This is a genomic window from Kitasatospora sp. NPDC059599 (assembly GCF_042735125.1).
Classification (GTDB): domain Bacteria; phylum Actinomycetota; class Actinomycetes; order Streptomycetales; family Streptomycetaceae; genus Kitasatospora.
In genome coordinates this window covers 47,310-62,055 of sequence record NZ_JBHWCL010000010.1, presented here as the reverse complement: position 1 = coordinate 62,055, position 14,746 = coordinate 47,310, and the positions used below count along the sequence as shown (strand labels likewise).

10 protein-coding genes and 1 riboswitch are annotated in these 14,746 nt (G+C 74.9%); of the genes, 6 read left to right on the top strand and 4 right to left on the bottom strand.

Annotated elements, in window-relative coordinates; translation table 11 throughout:
• The first annotated feature begins 61 nt into the window (after positions 1–61).
• Together ACFV04_RS05885 and ACFV04_RS05880 are read left to right on the top strand one after the other, a co-directional pair.
• Positions 62–937 (top strand): GyrI-like domain-containing protein, encoded by an 876-nt coding sequence (locus tag ACFV04_RS05885; RefSeq protein WP_380527115.1) that lies wholly within the window; start codon positions 62–64, stop codon positions 935–937.
• Positions 938–1,037: 100 nt separating this feature from the next.
• On the top strand, positions 1,038–1,802 hold the full coding sequence (locus ACFV04_RS05880) for a VOC family protein (protein WP_380527067.1): 765 nt from the start codon (positions 1,038–1,040) through the stop codon (positions 1,800–1,802).
• Here the strand turns inward: ACFV04_RS05880 and lnt are convergent.
• The 3 genes from lnt to ACFV04_RS05865 form a co-directional block, all read right to left on the bottom strand.
• Positions 1,778–3,403, bottom strand: a complete 1,626-nt coding sequence (gene lnt / locus ACFV04_RS05875) for an apolipoprotein N-acyltransferase (RefSeq protein ID WP_380527065.1) — start codon at positions 3,401–3,403, stop codon at positions 1,778–1,780. The genes ACFV04_RS05880 and lnt overlap by 25 nt on opposite strands.
• Before the next feature lie 157 nt (positions 3,404–3,560).
• Positions 3,561–7,190: a cobaltochelatase subunit CobN gene (gene cobN / locus ACFV04_RS05870; protein WP_380527063.1), complete on the bottom strand. Its 3,630-nt coding sequence runs from the start codon at positions 7,188–7,190 to the stop codon at positions 3,561–3,563.
• Entirely contained in the window at positions 7,187–7,363 is a 177-nt protein-coding gene (locus ACFV04_RS05865; RefSeq protein ID WP_360249964.1) for a hypothetical protein, read from the bottom strand. Before ACFV04_RS05865 ends, cobN begins: the two co-directional genes overlap by 4 nt.
• Before the next feature lie 47 nt (positions 7,364–7,410).
• Positions 7,411–7,496: riboswitch (cobalamin riboswitch) on the bottom strand.
• A gap of 314 nt (positions 7,497–7,810) precedes the next feature.
• Between ACFV04_RS05865 and ACFV04_RS05860 the strand changes: the two genes are divergently transcribed.
• The 3 genes from ACFV04_RS05860 to ACFV04_RS05850 are packed head-to-tail and all read left to right on the top strand — an operon-like array spanning position 7,811 to position 11,234.
• A complete protein-coding gene (locus ACFV04_RS05860; protein ID WP_380527061.1) occupies positions 7,811–9,085 on the top strand; it encodes a hypothetical protein in 1,275 nt (424 codons plus the stop codon).
• The gene (locus tag ACFV04_RS05855; RefSeq protein ID WP_359901678.1) at positions 9,082–9,708 is read left to right on the top strand and encodes a precorrin-8X methylmutase; all 627 of its coding nucleotides are present in this window, start codon (positions 9,082–9,084) and stop codon (positions 9,706–9,708) included. Before ACFV04_RS05860 ends, ACFV04_RS05855 begins: the two co-directional genes overlap by 4 nt.
• Positions 9,705–11,234 (top strand): precorrin-2 C(20)-methyltransferase, encoded by a 1,530-nt coding sequence (locus tag ACFV04_RS05850; protein ID WP_380342289.1) that lies wholly within the window; start codon positions 9,705–9,707, stop codon positions 11,232–11,234. The genes ACFV04_RS05855 and ACFV04_RS05850 overlap by 4 nt, the downstream gene beginning before the upstream one ends.
• Before the next feature lie 105 nt (positions 11,235–11,339).
• Here the strand turns inward: ACFV04_RS05850 and ACFV04_RS05845 are convergent, their stop codons facing one another.
• Complete coding sequence (locus ACFV04_RS05845; RefSeq protein WP_380342292.1) at positions 11,340–13,079, bottom strand: TIGR03767 family metallophosphoesterase; 1,740 nt, start codon at positions 13,077–13,079, stop codon at positions 11,340–11,342.
• Between the two features lie 452 nt (positions 13,080–13,531).
• Here ACFV04_RS05845 and ACFV04_RS05840 point away from each other — a divergent pair, with 452 nt between their 5' ends.
• Complete coding sequence (locus tag ACFV04_RS05840) at positions 13,532–14,695, top strand: cobalt-precorrin-5B (C(1))-methyltransferase (RefSeq protein ID WP_380342295.1); 1,164 nt, start codon at positions 13,532–13,534, stop codon at positions 14,693–14,695.
• Positions 14,696–14,746 lie beyond the last annotated feature (51 nt).

The window sequence follows — 14,746 nt, the reverse complement described above, 5'->3', positions numbered from 1 at the left end:
TCGGGTACGGCAGGGTGGGTCCTTCCTACGGTGGTGATCGGCAAGGAAGGACGGGGTGGACGTGCTGGAACACCTGAACCGGGCGATGGACCACATCGAACGGCACCTGGACGGCGAGGTCGACGCGGCCGAGCTGGCGAGGATCGCGATGACGTCGGAGTACCACTTCCGGCGGCTGTTCTCGATGCTCGCCGGGATGCCGCTGTCGGAGTACGTGCGGCGCCGGCGGCTGACCGTCGCGGGGGCCGAGGTCCTCGACGGCGGGCGGACGTTGCTCGACGTCGCGGTCCGCTACGGGTACACCTCGGGCGAGGCGTTCGCCCGGGCGTTCCGGGCGATGCACGGGGTCGGGCCGGGAGAGGCCCGGCGCGACGGTGCGACGCTCATCTCCCAGCCCCGGATGTCCTTCCGACTCGTCGTGGAGGGGAGCAGCAGCATGGAGTACCGCATCGTCGACAGGCCGGACTTCCGGATCGTCGGCAGGAAGGCCCGGGTCACCCTGATCTACCAGGGGATCAACCCGGCGATCGCCGAGTTCATCAGAGGACTCGGTGAGGAGACCGTCGAACGGATCGCCGGCCTGGCCGGGGAGGACCCGGCCGGGATCGTGTCGGTGAGCGACGACTTCTCGCCCAACCGCGAGGAGGGGTCCGAACTCGATTACTGGCACGCGGTGGTGGCGCGCGAGGACGCCGTCGTCCCGGCGGACCTGGACGTCCTCGACGTCCCGGCCGGGACGTGGGCGGTGTTCACCAACAGCGGGCCGTTCCCGCAGGCCCTGCAGGAGATGTGGGGGGACGTGGCCGCCCAGTGGTTCCCGTCCAACCCGTACGAGGCCCGGCCGGGCCCGGAGGTCCTGCGGATCCGCTTCGTCCCGGGGACGGGTGACGCCGAGGCCGAGCTCTGGATCCCGGTGGCGCGGGCCCTGCGGGGCTGACCGCCCCCGTTCGGCCCACCAGCTCCCGCCCCCGGCCCTCCCCGCCCCGCATCCGGGGCGGGGAGGGCCGGGGGCGACAACGAGCTGGAGAACCGACGCCATGAAGCAGACCTCCGTGACCACCGGCGCCCCCTGCTGGGTCGAACTGGGCACCTCCGACCCGGCCGCCGCCGGGGCCTTCTACCGGGAACTGTTCGGCTGGCGGGAGGACGACGGCGGGCGCCCCGGAGCCGGGGACCACGCCCGGATGCTCCTGGGGGACGTCCCGGTCGCCGCGATCACCCCGCGCTACGGGCCGCGGCAGCCGACGGCCTGGTCGGTCTGCTTCGCGGTCGCCGACGCCGACGCCACCGCGGCAAGGATCAGGGACGCCGGCGGCAGCCTCCTGAAGGATCCCGCCGACGTGCGCGACCAGGGCCGTTTCGCGGTCGCCGCCGACCGCTCCGGCGCGGTCTTCCTCCTCTGGCAGGCCCGCGCCTTCGCGGGCGCCGGCGTCTTCAACGAGCCCGGCTCGCTCGGCTGGGTGGAGCTGCTCACCCGTGACCCGGCGGGCGCGACCGACTTCTACCCGGCCGTCTTCGGCTGGTCCGTCGCGGCCTCCGAGTACTACACCCAGTGGGGCCTGGCCGGTCAGGACTTCGGCGGCATGCCGGTGATGGGCGAGGGCTTCGCGCCGGAGGTGCCGCCGCACTGGCAGCCGTACTTCTCGTGCGTCGACGCCGACCTCACCGTCGGCCGGGCGGTCGCACTGGGCGCGGACGTGCTGGTGCCCGCGTCCGGTGCGCCGGGCGCCCGGCGGATCGCCGTGCTGCGCGACCCGCAGGGGGCGGCCTTCGGCGTCTACCACGCCCCGTCGGCGGGCTGAGCCGGGTGACGCGACGCACGCGAGCGTCGGTTCGTCACCACCGCCGCCACGGCGGCCCCCGCCGTGATCAGCAGCGCGCCCGCCGGTACCACGTCGCCGACGCGGTCGTACCAGGTCAGCGTGCCGGGCGCGGTGAGGGGCAGCCGGACGGTCAGCGAGCCGGTGCCGTCGGTGCCGAGCCGGGCGAGCTCCCGGCCCTGCGCGTCGAAGGCCGCCGAGACGCCGGTCAGCGCGGCCTGGACGGCCGGCCGGCCCGTCTCGGCCGCCCGGATCGCCGCCAGCGAGACGTGCTGTTCGGGCGCCCAGGTGTGTTGGAACGTCGAGGTCGAGGACTGGTAGACCAGCACCCGGGCGCCGTCCCGCGCGGCGGTGCGGGCCATGTCGGGAAAGGCGGACTCGAAGCAGATCAGCGCCCCGACCGGCAGCGCGGCGCCCGTCCGGTCGGTGGTCGGCAGCAGGTGGAACGCGCTGCCGGGTGCCCGGTTCTCGCCCGCCGCCCGGCTGACCCCGGCGATCCAGCCGAGCACCGGCCGCAGCGGGATGTACTCGCCGAACGGCACCAGCCGGATCTTGCGGTAGCGGTCCGCCACGCCCGCCGGGGAGACCAGCACCGCGTCCTTGGAGATCCGCCCGTCCGCCTTGCGCGCGTCCTCCCCGGCGATGATCCGGGCGCCGGTGGTCGCGGCGAGTCCGCGCAGCGCGTCCAGGGCGGCCGGGTCGTGGTCCAGGTCGGCCGTGGTGCTGCTCTCGCCCCACACGACCAGGTCCACCGGCTGCCCGACCAGGGCGGCGGTGGCCCGGGCGCTCGCGTCGAACCGGGCCTGCGGGTCCTCCACGATCCCGGGCTGGACCAGCGCGACCGTGACGGCCCCGGCTCCGACGGGCGCCTCGCGCAGCGCGAACAGTGCCGGACCGGAGGCCAGGACGAGCACGGTCGCCGCCGCCGCGGCGGCCCGCGGCCGCCAGTGCACGGCGGTCAGCGCGATCAGCACCCCGGTGTTCACCGCCGCCACCGCCGCGCTGACCAGCCAGATCCCGCCCGCCGAGGCCAGCCCGAGGACCGCCGGGTGCTGCCACTGGGTGGCGCCGAGCAGCGCCCACGGTCCGCCGAGCGCCGGCCAGGACCGCGCGTACTCGGCGGACACCCAGACCGCGGGGACGACCACCAGCGCGAGCAGCGCCCGACGGGTGGTCAACGGCGGGTGCAGCAGCCGGTGCACGGTGTACCCGACGGCAGCCTGCAGCGCACCGAACAGCACCGCGAGCACCGGGAGCGCGGGGCCGATGGAGGGCACCAGCCAGTACATCGCGGTCAGGATGAACCCCGACCCGAACCACCAGCCGCGCACCGCCGCCTCCCGCCCCGACGGCGCCCGCTGCATCAGCAGCAGCCCGGGGACGAGGGCGATCCACGCCAGCCAGGCCTGCCCGGGGGCCGGGAACGCGAGCACCGGCACCGCCCCGGCGGCCAGCGCCCCGATCCGCGCCCGGTACCGGTGCGGCGGGTGCGTCTCCCGTTCCCCGGTTTCCTCCGGTTCCCCCGCTTCGTCCGCGGGGGTCGTGCTCAGTGCTGGGCTGGTGGGACCGATGCGCCGCGACATGACCCGTATTGTCCGCTCGGACGGCGGACACCACCAGTGTTCCCGTCACCCGGATGGACGACGGGAACACCGACAGCGAGGTGGCGACCCACCTGTCGGGCGGCCGCCCGGAGGCCGGGCCTCGGCCCTGTCCGGCAGGACAGGACCTGGCCCGGACCTAGCCCTCGCCGCCCTCCAGGTCACCCTCCGTCTCCAGGAACGCGGCCTGCAGCTGCGCGATCAGCTCCGGGTCCGGCTGCTCCCACAGCCCGCGGCTCGCCGCCTCCAGCAGGCGCTCGCTGATCCCGTGCAGCGCCCACGGGTTGGCGCCCGCGAGGAACTCCCGGTTGACCGGGTCGAGCACGTACTCCTGGGTCAGCTTCTCGTACATCCAGTCCGCGACCACGCCCGTGGTGGCGTCGTAGCCGAACAGGTAGTCGACGGTCGCGGCCATCTCGAAGGCGCCCTTGTAGCCGTGGCGGCGCATCGCCTCGATCCAGCGCGGGTTGACCACCCGGGCGCGGAAGACGCGGGCGGCCTCCTCGGTGAGGGTCCGGGTGCGGACCGTCTCCGGGCGGGTGGAGTCGCCGATGTAGGCGGTGGGCGCCTTGCCGGTGAGGGCGCGGACGGTGGCCACCATGCCGCCGTGGTACTGGAAGTAGTCGTCCGAGTCGGCGATGTCGTGCTCGCGGGTGTCGGTGTTCTTCGCGGCGACGGTGATCCGCTTGTAGGCGGTCTCCATCTCCTCGCGGGCCGGCCGGCCGTCCAGCCCGCGTCCGTACGCGTAGCCGCCCCAGACCGTGTACACCTCGGCGAGGTCGGCGTCGGTGCGCCAGTCGCGGCTGTCGATCAGCTGGAGCAGGCCCGCGCCGTAGGTGCCCGGGCGGGAGCCGAAGACGCGGACGGTGGCCTTGCGCTCGTCGCCGTGGACCGCCACGTCGGCCTGGACGTGAGCCCGGACGAAGTTGTCCGAGTCGGCTTCCTCCTGGGCGGCGGCCAGGCGCACCGCGTCGTCCAGCAGGGCGACCACGTGCGGGAAGGCGTCGCGGAAGAAACCGGAGATGCGCAGCGTCACGTCGATGCGCGGGCGGCCCAGCTCCTCCAGCGGGATCGGCTCCAGGCCGGTGACCCGGCGGGAGGCGTCGTCCCAGACCGGGCGGACGCCGAGCAGGGCGAACGCCTCGGCGATGTCGTCGCCGGCGGTGCGCATCGCGCTGGTGCCCCAGAGCGAGAGCCCGACCGACGGCGGGTAGGCGCCGTCGTTGTCGGCGGTGTACCGCTCGACCAGCGAGGCGGCGAGCGCCTGGCCGGTCTCCCAGGCGAGCTTGCTGGGGACGGCCTTCGGGTCGACGGAGTAGAAGTTGCGGCCGGTCGGCAGGACGTTGACCAGGCCGCGCAGCGGCGAGCCGGACGGGCCGGCCGGGACGAAGCCGCCCTGCAGCGCGTGCAGCACGGCGTCCAGCTCGTCGGTGGTGGCGGCCAGGCGCGGCACCACCTGGGTGGCGGCGAAGGCCAGCACGTCGTGGACGGCCTCCGGCAGCCCGGCGGCGACCTTCTCGACCGCCTCCGGCGCCCAGTCCTCGGCCTCCATCGCCTCGACCAGGGCGCGGGCCCTGGCCTCGGCCGCGTCGGTGGCGCCGAGGGTCAGCGCCGCCTCGTCCAGGCCGAGCGCCTCGCGCAGGCCGGGCAGCGCGCTGACGCCGCCCCAGATCTGCCGGGCGCGCAGGATGGCGAGCACGATGTTGACCCGGTCGGTGCCGGCCGGCGCCTGGCCGAGGACGTGCAGGCCGTCGCGGATCTGGGCGTCCTTGACCTCGCAGAGCCAGCCGTCGACGTGCAGCAGGAAGTCGTCGAAGCCGTCGTCCTCGGGGCGCTCGTCCAGGCCGAGGTCGTGGTCGAGCTTGGCGGCCTGGATCAGGGTCCAGATCTGGGCGCGGATGGCGGGCAGCTTGGCCGGGTCCATCGCGGCGATGTTGGAGTGCTCGTCCAGCAGCTGCTCCAGGCGCGCGATGTCGCCGTAGGAGTCGGCGCGGGCCATCGGCGGGACGAGGTGGTCGACCAGGGTGGCGTGGGCGCGGCGCTTCGCCTGGGTGCCCTCGCCCGGGTCGTTGACCAGGAAGGGGTAGACCAGCGGGAGGTTGCCGAGGACGGCGTCCGGGCCGCACTCGGCGGACAGCGCGGCGGTCTTGCCGGGCAGCCACTCCAGGTTGCCGTGCTTGCCGAGGTGGATGACGGCGTGGGCGCCGAAGCCGCCGTCCTCCTGCGCGGCCTCGATCCAGCGGTACGCGGCCAGGTAGTGGTGGCTCGGCGGCAGGTCGGGGTCGTGGTAGATCGCGACCGGGTTCTCGCCGAAGCCGCGCGGCGGCTGGATCAGGACGAGCAGGTTCCCGGAGCGGATCGCGGCCAGCACGATGTCGCCGTCCGGGTTCTGCGAGCGGTCGACGTACAGCTCGCCGGGCGCCGGGCCCCAGTGCTCCTCGACCTGCTCGCGCAGCGCCTGCGGGAGGGTGGCGTACCAGCGGCGGTAGTCGGCGGCGGGGATGCGCACCGGGTTGCGGGCCAGCTGGTCCTCGGTGAGCCAGTCCTGGTCGTAGCCGCCGGCCGCGATCAGGGCGTGGATGATCGCGTCGCCCTCGTGGCCCTCCTCGGCCCCGTCGTCCAGGCCGGGCAGCTCGTTCCCGAGGTCCATGCCCTCCTCGCGCAGCCGGTGCAGCAGGCGGACGGCGCTGGCCGGGGTGTCCAGGCCGACGGCGTTGCCGACCCGGGCGTGCTTGGTCGGGTACGCGGAGAGCACCAGCGCGAGGCGGCGCTCGGCGGCCGGGACGTAGCGCAGCCGGGCGTGGCTGACGGCGGTGCCGGCGACGCGGGCGGCGCGCTCCGGGTCGGCGGCGTAGACGGTCAGGCCGTCCTCGTCCAGCTCCTTGAAGGAGAACGGGACGGAGATCAGGCGGCCGTCGAACTCCGGCACGGCGATCTGGGTCGCGGTGTCCAGCGGGGACAGGCCGTCGTCGCTGCTCTCCCACTGGGCGCGTGACCAGGTCAGGCAGAGCGCCTGGAGGATCGGGCGGTCCAGGGCGGCGAGCGCGCCCGCGTCCCAGGCCTCCTCGTCGCCGCCGGCCTGGGCGTCGGCGGGGCGGGTGCCGCCGGCGGCGAGCACGGTGGTGACGATCGCGTCGGCCTCGCCGAGCGCGGCCAGCAGCTCGGGCTCGGCGCCGCGCAGCGAGGCGCAGTAGTAGGCCTTCGCCCGTGCGCCCTGGTCCTCGATCGCCTGGCAGAGCGTCTCCACGAAGGCGGTGTTCCCGCTCATGTGGTGGGCGCGGTAGTAGAGCACCGCGACCGTCGGCCGGTCGGCGCCGGGGCCGTCGCCGGTGCGGGCTTCGCGCTCCAGCGGGCCCCAGGCCGGCGCGGACGCGGGCGGGGCGAAGCCGTGGCCGGTGAGCAGCACGGTGTCGGAGAGGAAGGAGCCCAGCTCGGCCAGGTTGGCGGCGCCGCCGTGGGCGAGGTAGGCGTGTGCCTCGGCGGCGATGCCGGCCGGGACGGTGGACAGCTCCATCAGCTGGGCGTCGGGGGCCTGCTCACCGGTCAGCACCACCACCGGGCGGGGGCCGGCCAGCAGCGCGTCCAGGCCTTCCTGCCAGGCGCGGCGTCCGCCGAGCAGGCGGACCACGACGAGTTCGGTGCCCTCCAGCAGCGCGGGCAGGTCGTCGGGGGTGAGCCGGGCCGGGTTGCCGAGCCGGAAGGGCACCGGGCCCTCGGATGCGCGGGCGCTGAGCAGGTCGGTGTCGGACGTCGACAGCAGCAGGATCATGCGAAGGCCCTCCCGGCCTCGTCGGTGGCCGGGCCGGCCGTGGAGCCGGTCGGGGTGGCCCGGACGCGGGCCGGGTCGGCCGTGGAGTCGGCCGCGGCGGCCGTGACTCGGGCCGGGGCCGCCGTGCTGGCGGCCGTGGACGCGTGCGCGGGCATGCGACAGCGCTGGTGCATTTCTGCCTTCCTCGGGGTCCGCGCCCCGGGCCGGTGGAGGACGGCAGGAGTTCCTGGCTCCCGCGGCCGACCGGTTGCCCGGTGAACCGCGGTCACAGTGGCGGGACCGCACCGGGTTTGCACCGGTTTCCTCCCCTGCGCCGTCGCTGGCGTGTGGACGGTCCGCCGGACCGTCCGCCCTGCATCGTACGGGGTACGGCTGACCTGGGGGAGAGTGAGCTTTCGGCCGGGCCCCGGAGGGGGCGGCGCGCGGCCCGGGGGCGGTGGACGTACGGGTCCGGGCCGGTCGGGGCGCTGGTCCGGGCCGGCCGGCAGGCGGCTCGGGGCCGTGCGGTGCGGGCGTCCGGGCCGGTCGGGCACGGCGGCGCCGGGCGCATGCGACGGGTGCGCCGGAGTGTGATGCAGCGGACGGAGGCAACCGATCGGATCATCTGTATGCTCGCCGCCATGCCACCGACACCCGACGCCACCGCGCCGGGCGCCGCCGTGCCCGACCGGGAGGTGCCCGACCGGGGGCGCGCGGACGCCTGCCCCGGGGCGCTTCGCCTGCACCCGGCCGACGACGGCGCCCTGGCCCGGATCCGGCTGCCCGGAGGCCTGCTGACGGATCGTCAGGCACTCGCGCTGGTCGAGGCCGCCGAGGCCCTGGGTGACGGGCAGGTGGAGACCACCTCGCGCGGCAACGTCCAACTGCGGGGCCTGGCTCCGCAGTGCGGGGCGGACCTCGCCGAGCGGCTGCGCGCCGTCGCGCTGCTGCCCTCGGAGACCCACGAGCGGGTCCGCAACATCGTCGCCTCTCCGCTGGCCGGGCTGGATTCCGGCCCGGGCGCCGACGTCCGGGCCTGGGTGCGGGAACTGGACGCGCGGCTGTGCGCGAGCGACTGGGCGGCCGGGCTCTCCGGCAAGTTCCTCTTCGCGCTGGACGACGGGCGGGGCGATGTCGCCGCGCTCGACGCCGATGTGACATTGATCGCAGCCTCGGGGGCCGCGCCGGGAACGCCCGCGCTGCTGCGCCTCGGGCGTTCGGGCCACGGGCACCCGGTCGAGGCCGGGCAGGAGGTGGCGGCCGTGCTCGACGCGGCCCGCTCCTTCCTGGACGCGCTGCGCACCAGCGGGCGCCGGGCCTGGCACCTGCGCGAGGTGCCCGACCTGCTGCCCGCCGGCCCGGTGCCGCTGCCCGCCTTCGCCGGTGCGGCGCCCGCCGTCGGCGCGCATCCCGGCGGGCTCTCGGTGGGGCTGCGCTTCGGCCGGGCGAGCGCCGCGCAGTGGCGGGCGCTGGTCGCCGCCGCGGCGGCCTCCGCCGGTGAACTGCGGCTGACGCCCTGGCGCGGCGCGGTCGTGCCCGGAGCGGCCGCCGATCTGCTGCCCGGGCTGGCCGCGGCCGGGTTCCGCACCGAGCCGGGCTCCGCCTGGGAGCGGGCCACGGCCTGCACCGGGTTGCCGGGCTGCGCCAAGTCGCTCGCCGACGTCCGTTCGGACGCGGCCGGGGCGCTGGACGCCGGCCCCGCTGGTGCGCACCCGGGCCCCGGCGCGCTGCCCGTCCACTGGTCGGGCTGTGAACGGCGCTGCGGCCACCCGGCCGGGCGGTGGGTGGACGTGCTCGCCACCGGGCACGGCTACCGGGTGACGGTGAACGGACCGGCGGCCGCCCCCATGGCCGCCGAGGTGACGAACGAGCAGATGGCCGAGGCGGTCGCCGAGGCCAGGAGGACCACGAAGTGATCGAGTACGAGAAGGACGGCGCGTCCATCTACCGCCAGTCCTTTGCCACCATCCGCGCGGAGGCCGATCTGGCCGCCCTCCCGGCGGACGTCTCCCAGGTCGCGGTGCGGATGATCCACGCCTGCGGGATGGTCGACCTGGTCGAGGACCTGGTGTACTCGCCCGGCGTGGTCGCCTCCGCGCGCGCCGCGCTGCACGCCGGTGCGCCGATCCTCTGCGACGTCAACATGGTCGCGAGCGGTGTGACCCGCAAGCGGCTGCCCGCCGACAACGAGGTGATCTGCACCCTCACCGACCCGTCGGTGCCCGAACTCGCCCGAAAGATGGGCAACACCCGCAGCGCCGCCGCCATGGAGCTCTGGCTGCCCCGGCTGGAGGGCGCGGTGGTCGCCGTCGGCAACGCGCCGACCTCGCTGTTCCGGCTGCTGGAGATGATCGAGGCGGGCGCGCCGCGCCCGGCCGCGGTGATCGGCGTCCCGGTCGGCTTCATCGGCGCCGCGGAGTCCAAGCAGGCCCTGGCCGAGCACCCGTCCGGCCTGGAGCACCTGGTGGTGCGGGGCCGGCGCGGCGGCAGTGCGATGGCCGCCGCCGCCGTCAACGCGATTGCGAGCGAAGAAGAATGACGGAACATCAGGAACGTCAGGAGTCTTCGACCGGGCGGCTGTACGGCGTCGGACTCGGCCCCGGCGACCCGTCGCTGGTGACCGTCCGCGCCGCCGAACTCATCGGCAAGGCCGACGTGGTGGCGTACCACAGCGCCCGGCACGGCCGGTCCATCGCGCGCTCGATCGCGGAGCGGTACCTGACGGCCGGTCAGATCGAGGAGAAGCTGGTCTACCCGCTCACCGTGGAGACCACCGACCACCCCGGCGGCTACCGGGGCGCGTTGGACGAGTTCTACGAGGAGGCCGCCGACCGGCTGGCCGCCCACCTGGACGCCGGGCGCGACGTCGTCGTGCTCGCCGAGGGGGACCCGCTCTTCTACGGCTCGTACCAGCACATGCACAAGCGGCTCGCCCACCGCTACCCGACCGAGGTGGTGCCCGGCGTGACCTCGGTCAGCGCCGCGGCGGCCCGGCTCGGACAGCCGCTGACCGAGGCCGAGGAGACGCTCACCGTCATCCCCGGCACGCTGCCCGAGGAGGAGCTGACGGCGCGGATCGCGTCCGCCGACTCCGCCGTGATCATGAAGCTCGGGCGCACCTTCCCGACCGTCCGCCGCGCCCTGGAGCGGGCCGGGCGGCTGGCCGACGCCCAGTACGTCGAGCGGGCCTTCATGGCCGGCGAGCGCATCGCGCCGCTCGCGGAGGTCGACGGCGAGACCGTGCCGTACTTCTCGGTCGCGGTGCTGCCCAGCAAGGTCGCGCCGCTGGAGCCCGAGGTCCGGCTGTCGGAGGGCACGGGCAGCGTGACCGTCGTCGGCACCGGGCCGGCCGGGCCGCTCTGGCTCACCCCCGAGGCGCGCGGCGCGCTGGCCGAGGCCACCGACCTGGTCGGCTACACCACCTACCTGGCCCGGGTGCCGGAGCGCCCGGGGCAGCGGCGGCACGGCTCGGACAACAAGGTGGAGTCGGAGCGCGCCGAGTACGCGCTCGACCTCGCCCGGCGCGGCCACCGGGTCGCGGTGGTCTCCTCCGGCGACCCGGGGGTGTTCGCGATGGCCACCGCCGTGCTGGAGGTCGCCTGCGAGGAGGCCTACCGGGACGTCCCGGTGCGGGTCCTGCCGGGGATGACCGCCGCCCACGCGGCCGCCTCCCGGGCCGGCGCCCCGCTCGGGCACGACTACGCGACGGTGTCGCTCTCGGACCGGCTGAAGCCCTGGGACGCGGTGGCCAAGCGGCTGCGCGCCGCCGCCGAGGCGGACCTGGTGCTCGCCCTCTACAACCCGGGCTCGAAGTCCCGCACCACCCAGGTGGGCCTCGCCCGGGACCTGCTGCTGGAGTACCGGGCGCCCGAGACCCCGGTGGTCATGGCGCGCGACGTCGGCGGGCCGACCGAGCGGGTGCGGATCGTCCGGCTGGGCGAGCTGGACCCGGCGCTGGTCGACATGCGGACGATCCTGCTGATCGGTTCCTCGCAGACCCGGGCGGTCGAGCGGGGCGGCGGCGTGGAGGTCGTCTGGACGCCCCGGCGGTATCCGGAGGCCTGACGGCCGGCGGCCGGCGAACGGCGGATGACACATGACAGCCGACAGATTTCATCATCTGTCGGCTGTCATGTGTCTGCGGTCCTCTGTTCTCGTCCCCGCCGACCGTTACCGGGTCGGCTTGGCGACCAGCAGCTCCGTGTTGTGGTCCTCGCCCGCGCCCAGCAGCGCCGTCGGCCGCCCGTTCGGGTCGTTGTACGACAGCTCGCGGTAGAGCGCCGCGAGGTTGGCGTCCGAGGTGCTGCCGAAGTCCGTCCCGTACGGCGCGGAGGACTCGATCAACGTGGTGAACAGGGAGAGCGTGCCGTCCCCGTTGTCCACGACCTCGATGACCCGGCCGTGCTGCGGGTAGTCGATGTGCGAGGCGGTGTTGATCTCCCAGAACGCCCGCTCCGGCACCGAGTGGCCGTGCGGCGTGATCTTGTTCATGTGGGTGTGGCCGTTCACCCAGGCGACGACGTTCGGGTAGCGCTGCAGCAGCGTCACCAGCTCGTTGCCGTCGTGCCGCTTCTCGAAGATGTTGCGCGGGTCCGGCAGCAGGTTGCCCATCGAGGTGCTGGTGTGGTGGCTGAAGAGCAGGACCACGTCGTCCGTGCTGCCGCCCGTCACCCGGCGCCCGTCGGCGTCGTACCAGTGCCCGCTGTGCGCCTGCAGCTGCTGCTCCAGCCAGCGCAGCTGCGCGGTGCCGAGCGAACCGTCGGCGAACCCGGCCTGGTTGGTGGTGTCCAGGCTGATGCCGACCACCTTCTCCGAGATGCGGAAGGTGTAGTAGAGCTTGCCGCTGCTCACCATGTCCGAGGTGAAGCCGTGGCCGTACGGGCCGGCGCCGGTGACCGCCGGGTTCAGGTGGGCCTTGGCGAACTCCTTGAGCGTGAACGGCTTCCGGCGCTCGTCCGGGGTGATCCGGCGCACTGCGTCGCCGCTGGCTATCAGCTTGGCGAGCAGGAACACGGCGCCCGCCGGGTCGCGGCGCAGGGAGTCCATCAGCTGGGCGGCGGTCGCGTCGTCGCAGCCCTCCAGCTTGTACTGGCCGGTGTAGAGGTCGTTGAGCAGCCCGAGGTCCGGCAGGGTGCCCTCGATGCTGTCGTCGTGGTTGCCGACCGTGGTGTACCAGGGGGTGCGCAGGCCCGGCGCGTCGAAGGGGCGGCCGGCGGCGGACAGGAAGCCGGGCACCAGCGGGAAGCCCTTGGCCTTGTAACCGTCGGTGTACGAGAGTTCGGGGTTCCAGTAGCCGGCGTTGCCGGAGTTCTGGACCCCTTCGTAGCGGTTCGGGTCGCCGGTGTTCTGGGCCAGTCGTCCGCCACCCATGACCTTGAGGTACCAGTCGAGTTCGGCGAGCTCGTGGTTGTCGGTGTTGTCGCCGGTGGCCATCACCATGCTGAACGGCATGCCGGTGTAGGGGCCGCCGCCGAGCGAGTTGACCCGCTCGACGAGGGCCGACACGCCGCGGGCGTTCAGGGCCTCCTGCGGCCGGTACGCGCTGCCGTTGAACCGGGCCAGGTACTCGAAGCGCACCGGGGACTCGGTGTCGACCAGGTGCAGGTCGCTGAACTGGACGAAGCTGGCCAGCCCGGTGCGGCGGTCGTCCCGGCCGGTGCCGGGCGCCGCCAGTTCGCCGCGCACCACCAGCGGCCAGCCCGGACCGGCCGTCAGCCGCTTGTAGCCGCCGGTGCCGACCGGCGTGGCCACCTGCTCCAGCGTGGTCCCGGTGACCTTGACCGCTCTCGCGGCCGTCGTCGCCAGCGCCTGGTCGCGCGTCGCGGCCGAGGCGAACTGCGCGCCGCCCAGCGACAAGGCCGACCACGCGGCGGCCACCGACGTACCCGTGAGGAACGTACGCCGACTCATCCCTGCCACAAAAACCCCCATACTGATGGCCGGCCGGGCGGACGACCCGTTCACCGACCCACGTGTCATGAACCCGCTTCTGGCGGACCGCCAGATTACTCACTGGTAGGGCACGGGGGCGAGGCCCGTGCAGCGAACACTTCGGGAACGCGGGAGGCCGGCTGCGCGCAGTTTCCGCACGGCTCGCGCACGGCCCGCCGCACGCCTCGCGCGTGACCGGCCGCACGCCTCGCGCGGGGCCTGCCGTTGCGGCTCGCGCACGGCCCGCCGCGCGGCTCCCCGGAGAGCTGCCGCGCGGCTCGCGCAGGTGGTCCGGCGGGTGGCGCCCCGGGTCGTCGTCGGCCACCCCGGTCGGGCCGCGGCCGGGCGAATGGGGGAAAATCGGCGGCGGCGGCCGGTGCGGCCGCCGGAGAGAGCAGGACGGCGCGGGCGCCGTCGGAAGCGAGGCGCAGGTGGCCGCAGCGGCAGCCGAAGGCGGAGCCCGGGCGCAGTCCGGGGCGGGGGGCCGGGCCGGCCAGCTCAAGAGCAGCGGCCTGCGGCACGGCTGGACGACGGGCGCCTGCGCCACCGCGGCCACCAAGGCCGCGTACACCGCGCTGCTCACCGGAGAGTTCCCCGACCCCGTGGTCATCACCCTGCCCAAGGGGCAGCGGCCCGCCTTCGCGCTCGCCGCCGAGCGGCCTGCGGCGGACGGGCGGCCGTACGCCATGGCCGGGGTGGTCAAGGACGCCGGCGACGACCCCGACGTCACCCACGGCGCGCTGATCCGCTCGACCGTCCGGGCCGGAGAGCCCGGGGCCGGGGTGGTGTTCCGGGCCGGACCGGGGGTGGGGACGGTCACCAAGGCGGGCCTGCCGCTGCCCGTCGGGGAGCCCGCGATCAACCCGGTGCCCCGGCAGATGATCCGGGACGCGGTCGCCGAGGTGGCCGCCGAGCACGGCGGCAGCGGGGACGTGGTGGTCGAGATCTCCGTCGACCACGGTGCGGAGATCGCCCGCTCGACCTGGAACCCGCGGCTGGGCATCCTCGGCGGCCTGTCGATCCTCGGCACTACCGGGATCGTCGTCCCCTATTCCTGCTCGGCCTGGATCGACTCGATCCGCCGCGGTGTCGACGTGGCCCGGGCGGCGGGCCGCACGCACGTGGCCGGGTGCACCGGTTCGACGTCGGAGAAGGTCGCGGTCGCGGTGCACGGCCTGCCCGAGGACGCACTGCTGGACATGGGCGACTTCGCCGGAGCCGTGCTGAAGTACCTCAAGCGCCACCCGGTGCCCCGGCTGACCATCGCGGGCGGCTTCGCCAAGCTGTCCAAGCTCGCGGCCGGTCATCTCGACCTGCACTCGGCGCGGTCCCAGGTGGACAAGGGGTACCTGGCCGAACTGGCCCGGCGGGGCGGGGCGGACGAGGCGCTGACGGAGGCGGTGGCGGCGGCCAACACCGGTCTGGAGGCGGTGCAGCTCTGCGGGGCGGCCGGGGTGCCGCTCGGGGACCTGGTCGCCGAGGCGGCCCGGGCGACGGCGCTCGGCGTCCTGCTGGGCTCGCCGGTCGCGGTGGACGTCATCTGCATCGACCGCGCGGGCACCGTCGTCGGCCGGGCCGAGCCGCTGGGGCCGTGACAATGTCACGACTGTCACGGGAGCGCGACAACATCACCTGGTGATGTGAAG